The 23,368-nt window shown below is 39.5% G+C and carries 14 protein-coding genes; 7 read left to right on the top strand and 7 right to left on the bottom strand.

What is annotated here, in order from left to right; all coding sequences use genetic code 11:
* Window positions 1–71 precede the first annotated feature (71 nt).
* From cphA to H4J66_RS07710, 5 genes are all read right to left on the bottom strand, one after another.
* Window positions 72–2,891, bottom strand: coding sequence for a cyanophycin synthetase (gene cphA / locus H4J66_RS07730; protein WP_182172726.1), 2,820 nt, complete (start codon window positions 2,889–2,891; stop codon window positions 72–74).
* A gap of 504 nt (window positions 2,892–3,395) precedes the next feature.
* On the bottom strand, window positions 3,396–4,223 hold the full coding sequence (locus H4J66_RS07725) for a cyanophycinase (RefSeq protein ID WP_182172723.1): 828 nt from the start codon (window positions 4,221–4,223) through the stop codon (window positions 3,396–3,398).
* Between the two features lie 8 nt (window positions 4,224–4,231).
* Window positions 4,232–5,404, bottom strand: a complete 1,173-nt coding sequence (gene iadA, locus H4J66_RS07720; protein ID WP_182172720.1) for a beta-aspartyl-peptidase — start codon at window positions 5,402–5,404, stop codon at window positions 4,232–4,234.
* 401 nt (window positions 5,405–5,805) lie between these two features.
* Window positions 5,806–7,077: a glutamate-5-semialdehyde dehydrogenase gene (locus H4J66_RS07715; protein WP_182172717.1), complete on the bottom strand. Its 1,272-nt coding sequence runs from the start codon at window positions 7,075–7,077 to the stop codon at window positions 5,806–5,808.
* 195 nt (window positions 7,078–7,272) lie between these two features.
* Complete coding sequence (locus H4J66_RS07710; protein ID WP_182172714.1) at window positions 7,273–8,052, bottom strand: pyrroline-5-carboxylate reductase; 780 nt, start codon at window positions 8,050–8,052, stop codon at window positions 7,273–7,275.
* 380 nt (window positions 8,053–8,432) lie between these two features.
* On the opposite strand from H4J66_RS07710, the gene proB reads away from it, so the two are divergent.
* The 6 genes from proB to H4J66_RS07680 all read left to right on the top strand — a co-directional run bounded on the left by proB (window position 8,433) and on the right by H4J66_RS07680 (window position 14,895).
* Window positions 8,433–9,611, top strand: coding sequence for a glutamate 5-kinase (proB, locus tag H4J66_RS07705; protein ID WP_182172711.1), 1,179 nt, complete (start codon window positions 8,433–8,435; stop codon window positions 9,609–9,611).
* Between the two features lie 253 nt (window positions 9,612–9,864).
* The gene (locus H4J66_RS07700) at window positions 9,865–11,211 is read left to right on the top strand and encodes a DASH family cryptochrome (RefSeq protein ID WP_182172708.1); all 1,347 of its coding nucleotides are present in this window, start codon (window positions 9,865–9,867) and stop codon (window positions 11,209–11,211) included.
* The gene (locus H4J66_RS07695; protein WP_259369088.1) at window positions 11,204–12,760 is read left to right on the top strand and encodes a cryptochrome/deoxyribodipyrimidine photo-lyase family protein; all 1,557 of its coding nucleotides are present in this window, start codon (window positions 11,204–11,206) and stop codon (window positions 12,758–12,760) included. The genes H4J66_RS07700 and H4J66_RS07695 overlap by 8 nt, the downstream gene beginning before the upstream one ends.
* 3 nt (window positions 12,761–12,763) lie before the next feature.
* Window positions 12,764–12,913: a DUF2256 domain-containing protein gene (locus H4J66_RS07690; RefSeq protein ID WP_182172771.1), complete on the top strand. Its 150-nt coding sequence runs from the start codon at window positions 12,764–12,766 to the stop codon at window positions 12,911–12,913.
* A gap of 51 nt (window positions 12,914–12,964) precedes the next feature.
* The gene (locus tag H4J66_RS07685) at window positions 12,965–14,515 is read left to right on the top strand and encodes a cryptochrome/photolyase family protein (protein ID WP_182172705.1); all 1,551 of its coding nucleotides are present in this window, start codon (window positions 12,965–12,967) and stop codon (window positions 14,513–14,515) included.
* A gap of 128 nt (window positions 14,516–14,643) precedes the next feature.
* Window positions 14,644–14,895, top strand: a complete 252-nt coding sequence (locus tag H4J66_RS07680) for a TIGR03643 family protein (protein WP_182172702.1) — start codon at window positions 14,644–14,646, stop codon at window positions 14,893–14,895.
* A gap of 110 nt (window positions 14,896–15,005) precedes the next feature.
* Here the strand turns inward: H4J66_RS07680 and putA are convergent, their stop codons facing one another.
* Both putA and H4J66_RS07670 read right to left on the bottom strand, forming a co-directional pair.
* The gene (putA, locus tag H4J66_RS07675; RefSeq protein WP_182172699.1) at window positions 15,006–18,830 is read right to left on the bottom strand and encodes a bifunctional proline dehydrogenase/L-glutamate gamma-semialdehyde dehydrogenase PutA; all 3,825 of its coding nucleotides are present in this window, start codon (window positions 18,828–18,830) and stop codon (window positions 15,006–15,008) included.
* A gap of 420 nt (window positions 18,831–19,250) precedes the next feature.
* Window positions 19,251–21,047 (bottom strand): PhoX family phosphatase, encoded by a 1,797-nt coding sequence (locus H4J66_RS07670; protein WP_182172696.1) that lies wholly within the window; start codon window positions 21,045–21,047, stop codon window positions 19,251–19,253.
* A 173-nt stretch (window positions 21,048–21,220) separates the two neighbouring features.
* Between H4J66_RS07670 and H4J66_RS07665 the strand changes: the two genes are divergently transcribed.
* On the top strand, window positions 21,221–22,867 hold the full coding sequence (locus H4J66_RS07665; protein ID WP_182172694.1) for a hypothetical protein: 1,647 nt from the start codon (window positions 21,221–21,223) through the stop codon (window positions 22,865–22,867).
* The last annotated feature ends 501 nt before the right edge of the window (window positions 22,868–23,368 follow it).

Raw genomic sequence — 23,368 nt, 5'->3', positions numbered from 1 at the left:
GTAACACATCGCCTAGCGAGGTTAAGCTTATTCATCTTCAGTTAATGGCAAATAACTGCATTAACTTGGTTTTAATCACTTTCTTCTTCTATGGTTGAAACAATGCGAACACCTCGATCATCCTTAACTAACTTCATGCCTGATTCTAGTATAAAGGGATCAGGTTCATCGGTGTTTAACATTGAAACAACCGTATGCACGGGTTTTGTTAATGTTTCTGCTGGATTATCTTCATTACCATTAAAATTAATGATTTGCTTCCAACAACGGGTAATAGCATCACCAAAGACAATCACTAAATCATCTTTATTTGCCATCGATAAGGCTTTTTCAGTAGCAGTGACCTCGTCAGGTATCATCAAGATATTGTTTTCGCTGATACCTTGTGCTTTTAATGTTGCAGCTAACATTTGTGGCACTTCATCACTACCACGTCCGCGAAGATTGTCATCGGCGCGACAGATATATAAATCAAAATGTCCAGCGGCTGCTTTGGCTATGTTTTCAATATCTTCATTGCGGCGATCACCCGGTGCGGCTAATACCGCAATACGCTTACCATTAACGTCTAATTTAGTCGCTAATTCGCTCATATGGCGAACACCATCGGCGTTATGAGCATAATCTAAAATAACTCTAAAAGGGTGTTCATCAAAGACGTTCATTCGCCCCGGTGCTTGATAGAAAGTGGTGTTGAACGTTCTTAATCCTTGTTGAATCGCATCAAGTGGTTTATCTAGAGAATAGGCAAGGGCAGCGGCAAACATCGCATTTTGTACGTTATGAGTGGCTTTACCTTCCAGTGTCGCCGGAATTAAATGTGTCCAAAGTAATGGGATATGCGCACCGTTATCAAAGATGGTGATCATTTCACCATTGATACCCTTTTCAAGCACTACAGCACGTCCACCCGCGCGAATATGCTCTCTAACTAAACCGTGCCCTGAATTCATAGTCACATAACATAAATGTTTTGCTTTAGTATGGTCGGCCATTTTCAAACAAAGTGGGTCGTCGGCATTAAGTATGACCGCGTCTTTGGCTACTTCAACAACAATACGTTTAATTTCAGCAAGTTGTTCTAGGGTATCAACACCTTTTAAGCCTAAATGATCGGGTTGAACATTAATGCAGGCGGCAACATTACTTTCTCTATAACCTAAGCCTGAGCGAACGATGCCACCACGGGCAGTTTCAAGAACAGCAATATCAACTGAAGGATCTCTTAAGACAATTTGTGATGCAACGGGTCCGGTCATGTCGCCTTTTACTGATAAAAGACCATCAACGTACACACCATCAGTTGATGTCATACCCACCACATGCCCTGCTGTTTTTAAAATGTGCGAAAGCATTCGTGAGGTTGTTGTTTTACCGTTGGTACCTGTGATGCCGGCAATAGGGATACAAGTGGGTGTATTAGGTGGAAATAGCATATCAATAACTTTGCCAGCAACATCACGAGGTTTGCCATGGCTTGGTGCAACATGCATACGAAAACCTGGCGCGGCATTGACTTCAACGATACCACCGCCGATATCTTTATATGATTGTGTAATATCAGAGGTCAGAAAATCAACACCGCCGACGTCAAGACCAACGGCTCTTATCGCTCGTTCAGCCATCACTTTATTGTCGGGATGAACTACATCAGTCATATCTATCGCTGTGCCGCCCGTTGATAAATTAGCGGTTGAACGTAAATAGAAAATTTCGCCTTCGGGTAATATAGTATCAACACTATAGCCAGCTTCTTCAACTAAACGTGTTGCTTGTGAGTCCATTTCGAGTTGAGTGAGCACTTTTTCATGGCCAACACCTCGACGCGGGTCTTCATTTACAATGTCGATTAATTGCGTAATGGTGTGTTTATTGTCACCAACAACATGACCCGGTACACGTTTTGCGACAGCAACAAGTTCGCCATTAACAACAAGCATACGATGATCTAAACCGGTTAAAAATGACTCAACTAAAACAGCTCGACTGGTGCCTTGTTCGCGGGCAAAATCAAATGCAGTATTAATTTGCTCATCAGTAGTTAAGTCGATAGAGACGCCACGGCCATGGTTTGCATTTAAGGGTTTAAGTACAACTGGCAAGCCAATACGTTTTGCCGCTTTTATGGCATCTTTGGCAGAATAAACCAATTGTTGTCTAGGCACAGGCAAACCGAGATCATTTAATAAATTGTGGGTGTCTTCTTTATCACAGGATATTTCAACAGCAATATGATTCGTTTGGCTAGTAATGGTGGCTTGAATGCGCTGTTGGTATTTACCATGGCCAAATTGTACTAAGCTGTACTGATTTAAACGTAGCCATGGGATATGACGTTCTTCGGCTGCCGTTATTAAAGATTGAGTGCTGGGACCAAATTCTTTGCGTTGTGCATAACGAATAAAGTTTGATAGCTCTTCTGGAAAATCGAAATCGGCTTCTAATTTTGTTTGTAGTTGTGCTTGAATATCTAGTGGCATAACTGAGATAAGCAGGTTTCTGGCAAGTTCAGCAGCAGCTAATCCAACATCTCGTTGTTTGTACTGAAAGACCATGTCATATTGACCAACTTCGCCATTGCCTCTGGTTTTGCCAAAAGTAACTTCAGTACCGGCCATGCATTGCAGTTCTAAGGTTGCATGTTCCCATATGTGAGCTATCCAGGTACCTTCATCTTCTTGCAAGCGCCTAATAAAACCGCCAGATTCGCCGTATGAACAGCCATGCTCTTTTAAACCGGGTAAGGCTTCAATTAAGCCATTAATGAATTCTTTACCTAATTTTACCGAAGGGTATTGCTCTAATATGCCAACATCAACAGCGTGTCGAATAACAGGAAAATGGGCGTAAACATTAGGGCCAACATAAACATTACTTGTTAATATTTTCATTATATGTCCAAAAATCAGGTGATTAGAATTATTATTATGTGTACCTACAAGTTGAACCTTTTGTTGAAAATAAGGTGCAACAAAATATAATATGACAATTATTGGGAGGAATAAATCACGGAGATATTGAACTGAATATGTGCACAGGTTCTATTGATGTGCATATGTTGAGTTACAAACCGAAAAGTTTCAACGCATTACACTTAAGATCTTTACAAGATCAAATAGAAGTAAAAATTGCCATAAAAAAATAATGGTATAACAAAAAGATACCATGCTTTTACTAATAGACAAGATAATTATTCTCTAAAGTCAGTAATGATTGAATGCGGCATAAAAGTAAGCTAAAAAGTTATAGTAAATAAGGTTGTAGAATGATGTTTTTTAATTATTTTTGATGAAAAAAACCAGCGTTTATCAGAGATGTTAATATATTTGCCCATGAATAAACAATTCATTTATTCATGGGCAAATTTTATCTCGACTTATCTGTATTTAGAGACATTAAACCGCTTTAGGTGAAGCTACTCGGGTATGTAAACAGTAAGTATCACCATGGCTAAGCATATGAAGCTTTAACCCTATCAAGGTGATGGAGTCTCCTGTACGAGCTTCAGCCATTGAACTGTGCTGCAAATCAGAAGGGTCAACAACTGTAATACTTCCGTGTCCAACCACTTCTAATAGTCCGTCTGGCGCAATAAAGGCCGCAGTATTTTCACAAATTCCTAGTCCTGAAGCAAAAGGATTATATGAAACAGCAGAAAGTAAACGTCCCAAACGATTACGTTGGCTAAAGTGTTGATCTAAAAGCACTTTACTTATCAAACCTAAGCCAGGAGCAAAAGTGACACCTTGCTCATTAGGTAATGCCCCCGTGGAGCCACCTGCAATCATATGCTCAGGCATAATAGCGGCACCTGCAGATGTTCCTGCAACATGCACACCTTCAGAATTTAATTTTCTTATACTCTGTGCAATCGAAGTACCACCTAATATAGTCGATAAGCGTAATTGATTACCACCAGTAATAAAAATACCTGTTGCGCTTTCAAGTGCGGCTAAATAATCTTCGCGCTCAGCATCTTCTCTGCTATTTATCGGTAAAGACATCGCATTTTTGACATTGAGATTACGAAAAATAACTTCATAATTTGGCCCCGTCTCAGCAAGCTGTGACGCAGTTGGAATAATCACTATATTGGCATTTTCATCACCACATAATTCTACAAAACGTTGGAGAATTATTGGGTCATCAACACGCTCTTCTGCCCCCCCGATTGGAATTATAAATCCCCTTTGCTGACCATCAGCAATTTTTGCTGGACACATACCTACCTCTACTCAAAAGTTCCGCTTACTACTGTTGTGTTGTCACGTTTATGCCAACGACCTTTTATCATCACGTCAGTAATTTCAAATTTGTTGTTAAGTACGAGCATATCGGCATCGTTATTACGTACTATTTTTCCTTTACTGTGTAAACGTAACAGCGTAGCTACGTTGCTAGTAAACATCGGTAAAATACTTTCAAGCGCAATGTTCTTTCTTAATGTTGCTTGTAATGTTTCCAGTAATGTACTGGCTCGGCCAAAGTCCATGTGTTGTAATTCACCTTGTTGATCAAAACAAGGTAAACAACCTCCACCGTCTGAACTGACGGTTATTTTGTCCAAAGGTAAACCTCTTTGTACGGCAATCTCTATGGCATCACATGCCTCTAAACCAGGCTCTGCTGTGCCTTCAGGAAAAGCGGTAATATCGATGTAACAGCCGTGCGTTAACAATTTACAACTGTCTTCAAATAGCGGCTTATTTCGATTAACGTGCGTCGGATTAAAGACACGGGCAGGAATTTCTGTTTCACTAATCGCTCGCTCTATTAATTCAAGACGCCTTTCACCATCACCGAGATGAAAATGAATAATACCGGCTTTGCCTGTTAATAAACCTGCAACATGTGCTTCACTAGCTAGTTTTATTACTTCTTCAAAAGTTGGTTGGCTAGAGCGATGATCGCTAATAGCAAATTCACCAATACCAATAACTGGCTCTAAAAAAGTAATATCTGCTTTTGCGCTACCAATTAACGTTGTTAACGGGTAATGATAACCACCGGTCCAACAATATGCCGACATGCCTTCCTCTCGGAGTCCGTAAACTTTGCTTATTAAGTTGGCGATACTCCGGGTGGTGTCATCTGTACCTAAAAGTCCAACAACGGTTGTCACACCCACTTGGGTAAATTCTGAAAGAGAAACTGGGGGAACTTGTGTTGAAAAACCTGCTTCACCACCACCACCGGTAATATGAGCATGACTGTCGATAAAACCTGGTACTAGGTATGCGCCATTAAAATCAATAACTTCCACTGGCCAGTTATCAGGGATATTATGGTCGGCATTATCGGATACATCAAAAATATCAGCGATTTTTCCACCGGCAATCAGCACATCTTTAATACCCATAGGAGTAGGGTTATAAAGGTTTACATTTTTTAATAATGAAATCATAGGTTTACGGTAAGGCTTTATAAATGACGGGCAAGTATAAACTATCCTATACCTAGTCCTAGGGGTTGCAACTATAACATAGCTAGAATTTCTCAGCCAACTACATTTGTAAACGAAAGGTTTAAATACTGTTTTACCAAATATTTAAATCTATAGCGCATTGATAAGGTTTACGAAAGTGAGACTAATCCATCGCCTAAACTAACGGTAGCTTTAACGTTTTAATCGTTTGATAAATGTATGGGGGATTTATGTGAAAAAGGTCTGAACTTAATATAAATAGCTAGCCCCTAACACTTGGTCAGAGGCACTATTATCGTTAACTAAAAAGTGTTAACTAAGTATAGCTTTAGCTAAAAGTTTGGCACTTTTATGCGTGGTAGTGTTTTATGCAAAAGCGTTTAAGGACGAGTTTGCCCTTGACCCGCAACTCGGTATTTAAAGATGGTTAGTTGCTCTAAACCAACCGGTCCACGTGCATGTACTTTACCAGTCGCAATACCAATTTCAGCGCCCATACCAAACTCACCACCATCAGCAAACTGAGTTGAGGCGTTATGCATTACTACGGCAGAATCGACAGAGCGCATAAATTTTTCCGCGATTTCTGCGTTTTCAGTGATAATAGCATCGGTATGTTTAGAAGAGTGCTCTTCAATAAAATCAAGCGCTTCATCTAGGCTCTGTACTATTTTAACCGATATAATGGCGTCAAGGTATTCAGTATCCCAATCTACATCAGTCGCTGCATTAATACGGGGATCACAGGCTTGAGCGGCAACATCGCCACGAATTTCACACCCTTCTAATGTATCAACGAGTTGTGGTAAAAATTCTGTCGCTATTGCTTGGTCTAACACTAAACTTTCAGTGGCGCCACAGACACCGGTTCTACGTAATTTAGCATTTTTAATAATGCTTAATGCTTTTGCAAAGTCGGCATCTTTATCAACATAAATATGGTTATTGCCATCTAAATGCAACAATGTTGGTACTTGAGCCTCGTTTCTTACTAGCTCAACTAAACCACGACCACCTCGAGGAATAACTAAATCAACATAATCAGCACAGCGCAGTAAAGCGGCAACGGCAGAACGATCATCTGTGTCAACCAATTGTATACAGTTAGCCGGTAAGCCAGCTGCGCGTAAACCTGTTGCCATACATTCAACAATAATACGCGTTGAATTTAGGCTTTCAGAGCCACCACGTAAAATTACTGTGTTACCTGATTTAAGACATAACGCGCCAGCATCTGCGCCAACATTAGGACGTGATTCATAAATCATCCCAATAACACCAATAGGTGTTGCTACACGGGTTATTTTAAGACCATTGGGACGATCAAATTCGGCTAATACTCGACCCACAGGATCAGCTAATTTAGCAATGTCTTCTAACGCGACAGCCATGCCTTCAACTCTTTCTGGGTTAAGTTCTAGTCGGTCTACAAATGAGTCGGCTTTGCCCGCTTTTTTGACGCTTGAAACATCCAGCGCGTTAGCTTTAAGTAATGCATCCATATTTTCTCGTAACGCATTTGCGGCAATCGTTAATGCTTTGTTTTTTTGTTCAGTCGTTGCACAAGCAAGCACTTTCGCAGCAGCTTTTGCTTGTTTACCAAGGGTTGTGATCATTGTTTCGATAGAAATATTTTTAGGGGTATTTGACATTAATGTCTTCCTTTTACTTGTTCATTTAACACTAAACTGTTTGATCAAATTCAACTAACTTGATTGAATGATGTGACTTTTATTTTTATCGCTAATATTAATATCAAAGCAATAGTAAAAGTTCAGTTTAAAGAATTTATAGCTATAGTATTCATCAATAAATGTTCGAGCACGTCATTGCTGACGAGGTAAAAATTAGCGTAAGGCTACTGCTCGTTGATAAGCCGATGAAACGGTTGACTCAAACAAAAATTCTAATTTTTTATCTTGCATAAGCGCATTTAACCCAGCAGCTGTCGTACCATTTTTACTGGTCACTGAATTACGTAAATTTTCGATATCTTCTTTACTGGTTAAAGCCAACTCCATTGAACCACCGAGTGTTTTTAACACCAACTCTCTAGCGGTTTGGGGAGAAAAGCCGAGCTTTATTGCCGACTCTATCCAGCAGCGTGCTATTTCAAATGCATAACCAGGCCCATTTCCTGCAACTGCAGTTACTCGGTCTAGCTCGTCCTCGGTGGCGGCTAAATGGGTATAACCTACCGCATCTGTTAACGCAACAGCGTTGTCAATTTGAACCGCACTGCAACGTGAGTTTGCGTAAAGTCCACTAACGCCTCGGCCAATTTGAGCGGGTAGGTTTGGCATCACTCGCACAACGGCCTGCTCACCAATCAGTTTTTCTATTGAAGCTACTGAATAACCCGCTGCAATCGAAATAATGCAACCTGAATCAGCAAGGTGTCGACGATACAAGGGTAATACTTGTTCAATAAGCTGCGGTTTTATCGCAATAACGATAATGTCGAAACGCTGGTCAAATAACTCGTCAATCGCTTGCTTGACGATAACACCTTGAGGCGCTTTAACTAATGAAGGATTAATAATAGTGATAGTGTGATTTGTAGAGGTTGCCCAACGAGTCAATAATGAGCCGCCCATTTTACCACAACCAATCATAAGTAATGACATGAAACTCCTGGTTTTTTTAGCTTACATTGAATGAAATGCAGATCGTTTTGCAGGTGTTCAGTATGAACTTTTAAAAGTCCTTAACGATATTTTTCAAAGAGGTGATCTTGAGTTCAATTGAAAAAATATGTTTTTTAGTATATGATATCTGCACTCATTTGTCGATTGCCGTCAAATTCTAACGTTTTTAACCGACGTTTCAGTAATTTTTTATCTACTACTTTTAATGCGACCTTCGCAAGTAAAACTGACTTTATAAGTAGTAAGCATAACTCTAATACGACAATAAAATATCACGGAAATAGCTGCAATTTGTTGAATCAATTTTGTAAACGATTCAAGCTGCTATTTAATTTAATTAATCAGAGCACGGAGTAATTTTGCCCTCATTTGAACAACAAAAAACTGATAAATCTTCTCGAAGCAAGCCACGTATCGTTATTAAAGTGGGTTCGAGTCTCTTAGCAAATGTTAAAAATTTAACGCCTAGTTTTGCTTTTATGCACGGTCTTCTAAGTGACATATCTTTGTTACGAGAACAAGGCTACGAAGTTGTACTAACATCTTCTGGCTCGGTAGCATTAGGTCTAAACACGGTTGGCTGCACTATTGAAAACGCCAGTGTTCAAGACAAACAAGCCGCAGCGGCTTGTGGACAACCGATATTAATGCATGCCTACAAGCAAATTGCCCTTGAGTATGGTTTTGATATCGCTCAGGTTTTAGTTACTCTAGATGATTTAGAAAACAGACGTCGTTTTTTAAATATCAAAAACACTGTTCATCGTTTGATAAAACAAGGCGTAATGCCTATCGTCAATGAAAACGATACGGTGACCACAGAAGAAATTCGTGTGGGTGATAATGACAGACTTGCAGCTAAAGTTGCTCAGATGATTGGCGCAGAATATTTGTTTATTCTTACCTGTATCGATGGCGTGTATGACCGAGACCCTTCAGAAGAAGGCGCGGTTTTCGTTGAGTCTATCGAAGATGTTAGTAGTTATATGGAAGCGGCAAGTGGTACCAGTTCTTTAGGTACCGGTGGTATGCTGACTAAATTACAAGCCGCTAATATGGCGCAAAATGCTGGTTGTACTACTATAATTTCGAGAGGGACGATGGAAGATCCTGTTACCGGAATATTGCGCGGTGAACGCAGACACACTAAGTGTATTGCTCACTCATCACCATCATCAGCATGGAATATCTGGTTAACAGACAGATTACAAATGGCCGGTAGTCTAGTGATAAAACAAGAAGTAGCTGATGCCTTATTTGGTGGTGACGAAGGATTTACCTGTCATGATGTTGTTTCAATACATGGCACCTTTGAACGTGCAGATGTGCTTCACGTTTATGATGAAAAAGGCGAAGAAATAGCACGTGGTTTATGTAATTTCTCATCAGATGAAACAGCAATTATTTCAAGCCGTCCAAATGAAACGGTTGAAAATATCCTCGGATATAGTGCTTCACAGCGCTTGATCAATAGTGAAAACTTGGTTGTATTAAGTGAACATCATCTTTCTTGGGATGAACCTGTTCAAGATGCTTAATTGATTAAAAAACCTCTGCAGCAGTGCAGAGGTTTTTTTATTTATTAAACGCGTTAATAATTCTTATCCGCTTAACGTTAGCCTCAACTAACCGACTATACTATTATTTTCTACAATTTCTTCTTTTTATAATTGAGTGGGCGATAAAGTGCCTCACATTCATAATGTAGCCTCGCCTATAATCACTCAATAGTGTTGATCTAATCGCTGAGTGTATTCGTATATAATTTTTTTAACCATTTGAATTATATCTATGAAACGTTCTCTATACTGGGTGACCAATGATCTTCGTCTTAATGACAATATTGCACTCAACTTAGCCAGCAAAAGTGAACAATTACTTTGTGTATATGTCGTAGACAAAAGATGGTTCGAGCCTAATAACTACCAATCAAAACCTTTGGGTGATAAACGATGGCATTTTTTACAAAGCTGTTTAAGTGATTTTAATCAGAGTTTATTAACGTTAGGACAGCAGCTTTACATTGTTTACGGCGATACTCTGTCGAGCTTAACCGCGCTGTGTGAAAAATATCAAATTACAGATGTTATTACTACTCGTGTCCCGGGGACTTACGAAAATAGTTTGATTAATACACTGGCTAAGCATTTGCCTGAAGTAGAAGTTAATCAAGTTGATCAATTCACTTTATTTCCACACCGAGCACTTCCTTTTGAACTTGACCAGCTACCGGCAAGTTACTCTAAGTTTAGAAAAGTTATGGCTGATGTCACTATTTCAGAAGTTGTTCCAACGATTCAATCTTTGCCGAGTATGTTTGCAAATATGCCATCACCCACTATTTTTAGGCCGCAATGGTTACCTAACACCCCTTATCAAAGAGCTAAGCGTGGTTATAATTTCGATGGCGGTGAACAAAATGGTTTAGCACATCTCAGGCGCTATTTTTCGTCAACTCTGCCCTCAAATTACAAACAGGTTAGAAATAATTTAGACGGCTGGGATAATAGCAGTAAGTTATCGGCTTGGTTAAATTATGGTTGTATCTCTGCACGGCAAGTAAACCGCTCCATTACTGATTTTGAAGAGCAGCAAGGGGAAAATAGTTCAACACAATGTCTATATTTAGAATTATTATGGCGCGAATACTTCCAGTGGTTACATTTTAAAGTCGGTGCGAAAACCTACCAATTTAAAGGTTTGGCTGAACATCCACCCTTAACTTCATTTTATCCTGAGCGTTTTAATAAATGGTGCTTAGGTCAAACTCCTTATCCGCTTGTTAATGCCTGTATGAATGAATTAATGGCCACAGGTTATATAAGTAATCGAGCCCGTCAAATTGTAGCCAGTTGTTTGGTTAACGAACTCAGTGTTGATTGGCGATTTGGCGCGGCTTGGTTTGAAGAGCAGCTAATGGATTATGATGCTGGAGTTAATTGGGGTAATTGGCAGTATATTGCGGGTGTCGGCGTTGACCCTAGAGGTGGCAGACATTTCAATATTGAAAAGCAAACAGCATTGTATGACCCTGATGGAGTTTATCAGGCTAAGTGGCTTACTCGAGATGATTACTCTAGTAAGCCTCTTGATTCTGTCGACGCTTCTGATTGGCCGGTGCAACCGCTAAATGACTGAGACACTTATTGAAGAAACACCGATGAATACTGCGGTAAATGTTGTTTGGCTGAAACGTGATTTACGGCTCAGTGATCATCAACCTTTAGTGCAGGCGATTAAATCGGGTCAAACCTTGCTTTACTATGTTTTCGAACCTCTACTGATAAATGACCCTCATTATGATGAACGGCATTGGCGTTTTATCTGGCAATCTATTGCTGACATGAATAGTCAGTTAGCCGCTTTTAATTCACGGGTATATTTATATTTTGGTGATGCAATAGCGGGCTTAGTTGCAATCAATAACGTCTTTAAAATAAAGGGGTTGTTTAGCCATGAAGAAGTGGGTTTATTATCGACCTTTGAGAGAGATAAATCGGTCCAACAGTGGTGCCAAGCACAAGATATAGTGTGGAATGAGAGTCAATTTGGTGCAGTAAGCCGTGGTAAAAAAAATAGAATTGATTGGGACAAACACTGGCGCCAAGTGATGAAAGCCCCGCTAGAAAAGGCCAATCTATCGGATGATGCTCTAGTGAGTTGCACATTAATAGATAAGTTATTTGTCTCGAGTTTTCCAATATCATGGTCAATAACAGATGATTTTATGCTCAAAGGTGGCGAGCTTTGGGCGCAAAGAACCCTGAAATCCTTCTTAAAGGGTCGTGGTAAGGGGTATCATTTTGATATCTCTAAACCGCAAGCGAGTCGTAAAAGCTGTTCTCGGTTGTCACCTTATCTAGCCTGGGGCAATATAAGTTTAAGAGAGTTCTATCAAATTATTTTGATAACAAGATCAGAGCGGGGTTGGAAACGACCAATAGACGCGCTGGCTTCTCGGCTACATTGGCATTGTCACTTTATTCAAAAGTTTGAAAGTGAACATCAAATGCAATGGCGACCCGTTAATAAAGCCTATAATGACTTAATGTATCCAGATATTCATTGTGGATTGAGTGTTGAAGAACGACTAGATAAATGGAAAACTGCGCAAACAGGTTATCCATTAGTTGACGCCTGTATGCGTTGTTTAGTGCAAACTGGCTATATAAATTTTCGTATGCGGGCGATGCTAGTGAGTTTTTTATGCCATCATTTACTGGTGGATTGGCGATTAGGCGTTACCCATTTAGCACAATTATTTCTTGATTTTGAACCTGGTATTCATTACCCACAATTTCAAATGCAGTCTGGTGTTACTGGTACTAATATCATAAGGGTTTATAACCCAGTTAAGCAATCATTAGAGAAAGATAGTCATGGTGAATTCCTTAGAAAATGGTTACCTGAATTAGTTGAGTTACCCAATGAAGTTATTCATACACCCTGGTTATTGTCACCCATGGAACAACAGCTTTATCAATGCCAATTAGGTGAGGATTATCCATCTCCTATGGTTGATATCAACGAAACAGGCAAGATTGCTCGCGATTTATTGTGGGGCTTTCGTCAACGATTTACCACAAAAAAAGAAGGGCAACGTATTGTTGCTAAACATGTTAGAGGCAATAAAAAAATATCTAAAGCTAAAAAACCTCAACAGTTAAAAATTGCAGAAAGTGACTAAGTTATCACGCACAAAAAACTAACGTTACCCGAGAAAAATTGCCAGACTTGTAAAAAGAATTTCTTTTGGCGAAAAAAATGGCAAGCGTGTTGGGAAGATGTCCGCTATTGCTCTGAGCGTTGCCGACGTAGTAAAAATACCAGCATAAGCTAAAATAATTATTTATAGCTCAATTCAAAGTTAAATGTAAAGTAAGGTAAATCTATGAAGGCGAAACATCTTAGGCTAATATTAGGAGATCAACTTAATGTTATGCACAGCTGGTTTGAACAGGTCGATAGCGATGTTGTATATGTCATCGCAGAGCTTTATCAAGAAGCTAATTATACTAAGCACCACAGTCAGAAAATTACCGCGTTTTTTGCTGCCATGCATAATTTTGCTCAAACTCTGGAGAGTAAAGGGCATCAGGTTTGCTATTTAACCTTAGATGAAACAGCAAAACATCAAGATTTACCTGCTTTGATCGCCTCGTTAGTGACCACTTATGCCAGTGAAGACTTCAGTTTTGTGCGTCCTGATGAATATCGATTGCGCGCGCAATTAAGCGAGATGTCAGCTCAATTATCAGTACCTGTCTATGAAGTCGACAGTGAACACTTTTTATTACCTTTTGATGAACTCGCTGATCATTTCAAAGCAGCTACCCACGTAAGAATGGAAAATTTTTATCGTTTTATGCGCAAGCGCTTTGCTATTTTAATGAATGGCGCTAAGCCTGAAGGTGATGCTTGGAATTTTGATGCGAATAATCGTCAATCTTTTAAAAAAACCGATCTTAAATTTATCCCTAAACCACTGGTCTTTGACAACCCAGCAAGTGATTATTTACAACGGATAAAGCATCATAAGATTGACACGATAGGGCGTGAATCTGAGCATGTTGCTTATCCTATTAATCGCCAACAATCGCTAGAATTATTAACGTTCTTTTGTGAACATCAGTTAGAGAACTTTGGTAATTTTCAAGATGCGATGACCGTAGCGTCACCTTATGCTTGGAGTTTGTATCACTCGCGGCTGAGTTTTTCATTGAACTGTAAAATGCTTAATCCACTTGAGGTCATTGAAACGGCTCTGGGTGCCTACCAAGCATCAGCAGGTAAAATAACCTTAGCGCAAATCGAAGGTTTTGTTAGGCAAATATTAGGCTGGCGAGAATATGTTAGAGGTATGTATTGGGCTAACATGCCTAATTATGCCGAGCAGAATTTTTTAGAGGCAAAGCGTGATTTACCCGCTTTCTTCTGGAACGCGAATACTAAAATGCAGTGCTTAAGAAGTGCAATCTCGCAATCACTAAAACATGCCTATGCTCACCATATTCAACGATTGATGATCACCGGCAACTTTGCTTTACTGGCAGGTATAGAGCCTAGCCAAGTCGATGATTGGTATTTAGGTATCTACATTGATGCGATTGAATGGGTAGAATTACCTAATACCCGCAGTATGGCACTTTTTGCTGACGGTGGTTGGATAGCAACAAAACCTTATGCGGCTAGTGGTAATTATGTCAATAAAATGAGTGATTATTGCAAAGGTTGCCATTACAACGTTAAAGAAAAAGTGGGCGCTAATGCCTGTCCATTAAACAGTTTGTATTGGAATTTTATTGATCAAAATTATGATAAGTTTGCTGGCAATCATAGAATGAGTTTTCCTATTCGTAATTGGGACAAAATGGAGACTGCGAAAAAAATTGAAATTAGAGAGCACGCAACACAGTTATTGAATAATCTAGATAATTTATAGGCTCATGAGTTAGCGCTGGCAAGATAGGCAGACCTTGAGTTAATGGATAAAAGTTATGCGCTAATGGTCTTTATTTATCAGTGGCGGGTATAACGATTATGTTTATTTATTACCTTTAGGATCCTTTTATGCAATTTTCTATGGATGAAGAGTCAAGAATTATAGAAATGGCTTGGGAAGATAGAACACTATTTGAAACAATAGAACATCAGTTTAGTTTACAAGAGCCTGATATTATTAAGTTTATGCGTAGTCACTTAAAACCTAGAAGCTTTAGATTATGGCGGGAAAGAGTCAGTGGACGCTCAACCAAGCATATAAAATTAAGAATTCCTGACGTATCGAGAGGATACTGCCCAACGCAATATAAACAACGTTGATGACAGCTATATCAAAAAATATCAATAAAAAGGGCATCTTATGATGCCCATTTTCGTTTGATTTGTGAGTAATGACCCGAAACGGGTCATACTTTTTAGGCAATCAGTTGTTAATCTTCTTCAACTAAGGTCATCAGCGATGTATTACCACCTGATGCAGTCGTATCAATACTAATCGTTTTCTCGGTTAATAGACGCTGGATCAAATTATCGAAATATTCTGAACTGATCACTGGCAATATCGCCCCTTGACGTTCAGCTAATTTTTCACTGATAAAGTGCTTACGATCACAATGACTGTCGACCACAACACCTGACAAGGCAGGGTGCGCTAACATCGTTGATAAGTGGCGTAAACGTGCAACCTGAAAAACACCTTCATCGGCACCCGTAGAGAGGAACTTGTCTCTAAAGGCGATGGCTTCATCATAATACAAATCAGAAACAACACTAACAACGGTATTACCGGTAGCCAACGCCGTTACAATAGATAGTACCCAGAAGTGAAAGCTCACTGTCGCATCGGCAAAACAAATAATATTACCGCGGTTTTCCAAATACAACACATTAGACTCACCTGTTGGTCCTGGTAAGAATGTCGGCTTTTTCAAACGCTTTTCAATATCAATCAACTGCGAACGAGCGCCTTTTAAGGTCAGATTTAAATCGTCGGCTAAATCTTCAACAATATCAATATGCGCAATTTTGGCTAACAGCTGACGAACACAAGAAAGACGGGTATTTAACTCAGTTAAGCGCCAGCCTTTTTCTGCAGCATTTGCCTTGTCCATAAACAAAGTTGAGGCTTTATCTGATTCTGCATCACCGTCTAAGGCTTCTACCTGTGAAGGTAGTAAGTTAAATTGTTCGGCATCTGGCGTAGCTTTTTCAATAACTAAACGTGTTAAGTAATTGGGTCCACCTGCTTTTGGTCCTGTACCTGAAAGACCACGGCCACCAAAAGGTTGGACACCAACAATGGCGCCAATCATATTACGGTTAATATAAACATTACCCGCACGTGACAACTTAGCTAAATCAAAAGCACGGTGTTCAATACGCGTATGAATACCCATAGTTAAACCAAAACCTGTACCATTAATTTTATCGATAACCGCTTCTATTTCATTGCCTTTAAAACGAACAATGTGCACACAAGGGCCAAAGACTTCTTTTTTAAGGACGCTAATATCTTTAATTTCATAAAGACGAGGCGCAAAAAAGAAATGCTCGTTACCTGCCACTTCAGCTGATATTTCACACTGATATAATAATTGACCATGGGTTTGCATATAGTCACTGTGTGCATTGAGCGCGCTGAGGGCTTTTTCATCAATTACTGGGCCGATATCTGTGCTTAAATATTCCGGGTTACCGACATGTAATTCTGCTAAGGCCCCCTTAAGCATAGTAATGACATTATCAGCGATGTCTTCTTGTAAAAATAATACACGAAGCGCAGAACAGCGCTGACCTGCCGATTGAAATCCTGAAGAAATAACATCGTCAACAACTTGCTCAGGCAAGGCAGTTGAGTCAACTATCATACAATTTTGTCCACCGGTTTCAGCGATAAAAGGCACCTGATCGCCACCTCTATCAGCCAAGGTTTGTGAAATTATTGTGCCGGTTTCAGTGGAACCTGTAAACATAACGGTTTGAATACGACTGTCTGGCACAATAACACTGCCCACTTCGCTGCCGCGAGCAATAACCGCTTGAACAACACCTTCAGGTAGTCCAACCGACTCCATCAGTTCAATGGTGCGCAAGGCAATTAAACTCGTTTGTTCAGCAGGTTTTGCTAATACGGTATTACCGGTAGCGATTGCCGCAGCAACTTGCCCTAAAAATATCGCTAATGGGAAATTCCATGGGCTGATACACAGTACTACACCACGAGCTTCTAAGCGTTCATCTTCTTCGAGTTCAATCGCTTGGTTAGCATAATAACGACAAAAATCAACGGCTTCTCTGACTTCATCAATACCATCTTGAGCAATTTTACCCGCTTCTTTAATACATAAGGCGATAAGTTCGTCCATATGGCGTTCAAGAATATCGGCAACGCGACATAACAAATCGGCACGTTCAGATACCGGTGTTTTCGACCACGAAGCAAATGTTGCTTGTGCGGTGTCGATCATTGCCAGCATGTCATCTTTAGTGTGGTGTTGATGAAAACCTATGACTTCACTATGGTTGGCGGGGTTTTTAACCGCTACCGAGCCTGCAGGTACATCATTTTCATTGATGTGATGATCGGTAAACCAGTTATCTAATGACAATTTTAACGGCGCGATAGCATTAATATCGGTTAAGTCTAGCCCTTTAGAATTATCACGGCCCAGACCTTTCGCATCATGATACAAGGCGATAGGTTTAACTATTTGCTGGTTATATTTATCTTTTAAGCGCTGGGTCTTTTCAACGGGATCGCCCAATAAAGATTCGACTGGCTGAGACTCATCAACGATAGCATTAACAAAAGAAGAGTTAGCGCCGTTTTCTAATAAACGACGGACTAAGTAAGCTAATAGCTCTTCATGATGACCAACAGGTGCGTAAATTCGACATTGAATATTTTCACTTGAGACAATTTGGTCATACAAAGAATCGCCCATGCCATGTAAACATTGGAACTCAAAACCTTCTTTATCATCGCCAGCTAGCTCAACAATGGTTGCCGCGGTGTAAGCATTATGCGTAGCAAACTGTGGATAGATGCTATCTCTGTATTCCAGTAATTTATTAGCACAGGCGTGGTAAGAAACATCGGTAGAAGACTTACGCGTGAAAACAGGGAAATGCTGAAGACCATCTTTTTGAGCATTCTTAATTTCAGTATCCCAATAAGCACCTTTAACCAAACGGATCATCATTTTTCGGTTAGCACGTAGGGTTAAGTCACGTAACCAATCGACGACAAAAAGTGCACGTTTTTGATAAGCTTGTAAAGCCATACCAAAACCTGTCCAATCGCCTAACTCGTTATCACTAAAAACCGCTTCAATAATATCAAGTGATATATCCAAGCGTTCAGATTCTTCGGCATCAACGGTTAAACCAATGTTATAACTTTTTGCTTGTAAGCAAAGCGCTTTAAGTTTTGGCACAATTTCGGCCATAACGCGTGCTTTATGGGTAAATTCATAACGCGGATGAATCGCTGAAAGTTTTACTGAAATACCAGGAACTCTGCGAGGGTCACTTTTACCCGAAGCGCGAGCAACGCCGCCAATGGCATCTATTGCTACCTGATATGCTTTAAAATAACGATCTGCATCCGCCATGGTGCGAGCACCTTCACCGAGCATATCGTAGGAATAGACATAACCTTGCTGTTCTTTAGTGGCAGCACGCGCTGTTGCCGCTTGAATAGTTTCGCCCATCACAAACTGCTTACCCATTATTTTCATGGCGTAGTTCATTGACTTTCGAATAACTGGCTCGCCTAAGCGTCCAATGACTTTTTTCAATAAACCAAAGCTGTCTTTTTTGCGTTTATCGGCATAATTAACCATAGTGCCGGTAATTAATAAGCCCCATGATGAAGCATTAACAAACAGTGAATCACTGCTGCCTAAATGACTGCTCCACTGGCCTTGAGAAATTTTGTCACGAATTAAGGCATCTTGAGTATGTTTGTCTGGCACACGTAATAAGGCTTCTGCCAAACACATCAATACCACACCTTCTTCACTGGAGAGTGAGTACTCTTTTAATAGGGAATCAATTGCGCCATTCCCAGATTGGTCTTCACGAATTTGTAAAACCATTTTGCGAGCTCTTTCCCAAGCTCTACTTCTAGCACTAACATTAACTTCTGCCACAGGTAGAATATGATCTACTGCTATATTTTCATCAATACGATAAAATTCACGGATTTTCTGACGAATTGGGCAGTCTGTGCTAAACGAACCATTAAAAAGCATATACTCTTCCTCAAAATGACTACATAGCAACTTGGTACTATATAGCGATAGTTACAATAGAATTTGTTTGTTTAATTCTGATTTACCTAATTATAAATGTCGCTATAGTACAATACCACCATAGAATGTATTTCATGGTCAAATAAGATATAAAATATACGGTATAATATGTTTGATCGCTTAAAAATACCGCTGTTTACGCTAAGTTGCCATGGCATTTACTTAGCATTTACTTGCTATGGTTGAGTTAATATTTAGTGAGTGTTTTGTATTGCTAAGTTATTTCTTAATGCTGAAATTAAAGCAACTTCTAGTGATTGCTATCGAGCGGTAAACAGTCTTATATTTGCCTCGTTTTTTATATGAAAAAAAGCCCAGACATGCTGGGCTTTATCAATATTAACGCTAAATTTTGAAAGATTATTCACCTTTAGGGTTATAAATCCAAAGGGCGTTGTTAACATGCTTACTGGTGTCTTCACCAATTAAAACACGACCATCGTCCATCACCGCTAAATTATCAGGGTTGGATATACCATTAACATCGCATCTGTTGCCATTGGCATCGCCGTCTGAATTATAAGCGCCACCGACAACGACTGGTTCCATGCGGTTAACGTTGAAATCTGTTTGGACACCAAAGCGATATACCGCGCCACAGTAAGCTGATGAATCAAGCTGAATATCACCTTCATTATCAACCATACCTTTTCCTACTTCAGACATCGCAACATACATGTAAGGTACGGCACCACTAGCAACACCATCATAATTAATCACCACACCTTCCATTTTACGAAATTCAGTGGTTGCGCCTTTGGCTTTAGCTGCACGTAATGTTTCTAAAAAGGCGTAGCGGTCGTCGCCAGTTCCATTGGTTGCCCAATCATCTATTTCTGTTTGTGTGATATAGCTGGTTTCACCTTCAATGTAATCAGCTTCCGTAATACCATTGTATGAATTTATCCAAGTTTTTATTTCAGTATTATTACTGCTCCCCAACTCAATCCACTGAATATCAAAGCCGGCTTTTGCTGGCGCACTTGTTGCGTCTTGCGTTAATTTAGCGGCATATAAAGTACCAGCACTTAAATCACCAGCATTGGTAGCTACAAATTTATAAAAGGCTTTATTGGAACCATCATCTGTGGTGTAAACTGTTTTCCAATCAGGCATGACCACCGAATTTTCATGGGCAACACGACCTAAGGTAAAATGCTTTATTGGGGTTGGGCTTGTTGAAGTTGGGTCTGTAATTTCAACTATATAGCCGTAATCATAGGGATTGGGTAATGTTGAACTTGCTAAATAGGTTTGTAAGTTTTTAACATCTGGGTAACTAGGATAGCCATCTAAATAAGCGGTGTTATTCCATTGCTCGGTATTTTCAGCTTCGTAATTTTCTTCTGACGTTAAGGGGGTGTTCCATGGAGATAAAGTACCAAAACAATTAATTAACGTACCTAATACCGCTGAAAAATCAACGTTAATCGCATCACCTATTGTCCAAGTGCCGCTGTCTTCTTTAGATAGTTCTATACGGCTCATTGCCCCAGGGCGATCTTCCCATGCGGTGAATAAAAAACCTGTGTCACCACTGGCAGAGGTTGGAACGAAGGCATTAAAATCAGGATCTTGAGATTGCTTAATCTTAGTGGCTTGATCAGCACTAGCAATTGCGCCTAAACCATGCGGTAATTGGTTATTTAAGGTATCACCTGCTTGCCCCAAAACTTGGTAAGTTCCGGCAACAACCCGTACTGCCATTTTTTCTGTATCGGTTGTTGGAACCGATAAACTCTCAGTCATAGGGTCAAGCGTACTCCAGTCAAATCCGGTTACTACGCCAACTTTTGCTGGTGTTTCGTTACCTGACAGATCTGAAGGGTGTTGTACATTGAAGAAAAGTTCATCGTTATCCGTTAAAAACATACCCGTAATTTCTGCCCCTACTGGCACGGTTGCTAAGCGGGTTAGTTTTGCTGCAGCTGTCAGGTTTTGCCCATTAGCCCCATCACTCCCGTTAGCGCCATCAGTTCCATTAGTTCCATTAGTACCGTTGACACCGTCATTGCCATTGCTACCATCTAATCCAATAACGCCATTAGAACCATTTGTCCCATTTTTACCGTCATCACCACCACACGCTGTTAACATTGACGAACCAAGAATCACTGCTATGAGTGTCGCTATTTTTCTTTTTTTTAGATTCAGCATTTTATCTTCCTAGAGTTATGTGTAAAAACGCTATTAAAGTAATATCTGGGTGTGACAATTAGGTGACTTCTTTTTGACTTTATTGTTAAGAAAACATGAAAGTTCGCTTCAAATAACTGTAATAAAAGCCTTGTATAATTTACTGATATATAAATGAGGGGCTATTAAAGCTTATGAAAAATTACGTGTTAATATTTAGTTTACTAGTGACGATTTCCTTTATTGGTTTTTCGAGTTTATCAAAAAGTGAAAAAATGATTCCGGGCTTACTACCCGATGTTGACATGAGTGAAATAATCACGCCAACCGCTAATGGTAGTATTAATGAAGAAGCACCTATTCCCTCGCAGTGTTACACCAAAACTGCAGGGAGTAACAATCCCTGTTACACCTGCCATCAAACCTATAGCTATAGCGAAACTGATAGTTACCGCAATAATTTACGTAATGACGGGGTTAATCAGGGGCTTTACAACTTTTCTGATGAAGGTGAGGGTAATAGCTGGAAAAACTTATTTGTTAACCGCGAACCTTGGATAGCAAAAATATCTGATCAACAAATAGCACAATACATAGATCAAGATAACTACAGTCAATTGTCGACGACATTAAAAGATAATGACTGGCAAGGTTTTATTCCCGATTTGAAAAACTATAATTTAGCTGGTGAAGCCTTTAATGATAAAGGTATTGCTAAAGATGGCACAGGTTGGGTGGCGTTTAATTACAAGCCCTTTCCAGGAACCTTTTGGCCAACGAATGGCGCCACAGATGATGTATTAATTCGCTTAGCAGCAGAGTTTAGGCAACTTAATGGCGAATATAATGAAGATGTCTATTTAATTAATCTTTCGCTAGTTGAAATGAGTATTAAGGCTTTACCACAAATAGATATTTTCCCAGCCGATGAAGTAACGCTTAATAGCGACTTAAATATAGATGGTCAATTAACCGGACAAGTTGAATTATTGCTAGCTCAAGAATACTTTGTTGGCGATGCCAAGCAGATTAAGGTGCCTCGTCAACAATACCCGGTTAACACCGAAATTATGCATTCAGTTCGTTATGTTGGGATTGATCAAAAGGGTGAAACCACTATTCCGCAACGGATGAAAGAGTTGCGTTATATGACAAAAACGCAATTATTAAATGACTCGGCAATAGATAGTGCTTATCGGCGAGAGCGCAAAGAGAAACTTGATGAACAATTACCCAGTTATATCCGTGTTAAAGACCGTGGTTTTAATAATAAATTTGGCTGGCTTATTCAAGGCTACATAGAAGATTATAATGGTGAGTTACGACCTCAGTCTTATGAAGAAACTTTCTACTGCATGGGTTGTCACTCCGCTATAGGTACCACTATTGATCAAACGTTTGCTTTTCCAAGAAAAGTAACTGGACGAGCAGGTTGGGGCTATATTAATTTAAAAGGCATGAAAGATGCACCATCGAAAGGACAGCAAGAGGGGGATATTTTACAATATCTACAAATTAATGGTGGCGGTAATGAATTTCGAGAAAACACGGAAATGCAGAGCAAGTGGTATAACAAAGATGGCTCTGTTAATAAGGAAAAAGTAAAGCAAGCGGACGTTTATGCCTTAATTACCCCGTCCAAGCAACGTGCTTATGCCATGAATAAAGCCTATACCCAAATTGTCAGAACGCAGAGTTTTATTCATGGCCGCGATGTTAATATTACACCTGCAATTAACGTTCATAAAACAATCGATGAATCAGTTGCACCATTAGAGCCAGAGCATCGAGTAGAAGGGTGGGATATTCGTTTAGATTGGTCAGATAAAGCGATAAATTAAAAATAGTCCCATAATTCATTATTGTTTTGTGTCGCTTAAATTGCTTTTTAATTAATGGAAACTCACCTTTGTAAAGGGCTATTTTATTTAACATCTAGCCCTTTTTAAGATTTAAGCGTAATTTATAGTGGGCTGTTCAATAATTTTTATGATGTTTTTTTGATCTGTTATCGAATCACAATGCGTATAAAAATGAGATTAACCAGATAAAATAATTTAGCTTAATGACCATTTTTTTGGTCGAAATAGTGTTTGATACAAGGCTTTTATTTGAGTTGTTGTGCTAGCTATTCAAACAGTTGTTTGGAGTTCGAGCTCTAAAATAGTACTTGGAAAATCAGGCTAGCTGTTCTATCTTCTCTTTACAAAATGTGTTTTTTTTGGTATTTTTACACCACTTTTTTGATTGGTAAGACCAATTTACCTCTTGGTTTTTAGAAGATTTACAAAGAAAGTTTAATCACTTTTTAGTTTTATCTAACTCTAGACCAATAAAACTAT

Origin of the sequence: Colwellia sp. MB3u-55, assembly GCF_014076785.1 — a bacterium.
Taxonomy (GTDB): domain Bacteria; phylum Pseudomonadota; class Gammaproteobacteria; order Enterobacterales; family Alteromonadaceae; genus Colwellia_A.
The sequence above is the reverse complement of the archived record's forward strand: the minus strand, read 5'-3'. Positions and strand labels throughout refer to the sequence as shown.

Excerpts from the sequence above, each read along its gene's own strand:
- cphA (WP_182172726.1), bottom strand. The coding sequence starts at position 2,891 with ATGAAAATATTAACAAGTAATGTTTATGTTGGCCCTAATGTTTACGCC.
- H4J66_RS07685 (WP_182172705.1), top strand. The coding sequence starts at position 12,965 with ATGAAGGCGAAACATCTTAGGCTAATATTAGGAGATCAACTTAATGTT.
- H4J66_RS07680 (WP_182172702.1), top strand. The coding sequence starts at position 14,644 with ATGCAATTTTCTATGGATGAAGAGTCAAGAATTATAGAAATGGCTTGG.
- putA (WP_182172699.1), bottom strand. The coding sequence starts at position 18,830 with ATGCTTTTTAATGGTTCGTTTAGCACAGACTGCCCAATTCGTCAGAAA.
- iadA (WP_182172720.1), bottom strand. The coding sequence starts at position 5,404 with ATGATTTCATTATTAAAAAATGTAAACCTTTATAACCCTACTCCTATG.
- H4J66_RS07695 (WP_259369088.1), top strand. The coding sequence starts at position 11,204 with ATGACTGAGACACTTATTGAAGAAACACCGATGAATACTGCGGTAAAT.
- H4J66_RS07715 (WP_182172717.1), bottom strand. The coding sequence starts at position 7,077 with ATGTCAAATACCCCTAAAAATATTTCTATCGAAACAATGATCACAACC.
- H4J66_RS07700 (WP_182172708.1), top strand. The coding sequence starts at position 9,865 with ATGAAACGTTCTCTATACTGGGTGACCAATGATCTTCGTCTTAATGAC.
- H4J66_RS07710 (WP_182172714.1), bottom strand. The coding sequence starts at position 8,052 with ATGTCATTACTTATGATTGGTTGTGGTAAAATGGGCGGCTCATTATTG.
- H4J66_RS07670 (WP_182172696.1), bottom strand. The coding sequence starts at position 21,047 with ATGCTGAATCTAAAAAAAAGAAAAATAGCGACACTCATAGCAGTGATT.
- H4J66_RS07665 (WP_182172694.1), top strand. The coding sequence starts at position 21,221 with ATGAAAAATTACGTGTTAATATTTAGTTTACTAGTGACGATTTCCTTT.
- H4J66_RS07725 (WP_182172723.1), bottom strand. The coding sequence starts at position 4,223 with ATGTGTCCAGCAAAAATTGCTGATGGTCAGCAAAGGGGATTTATAATT.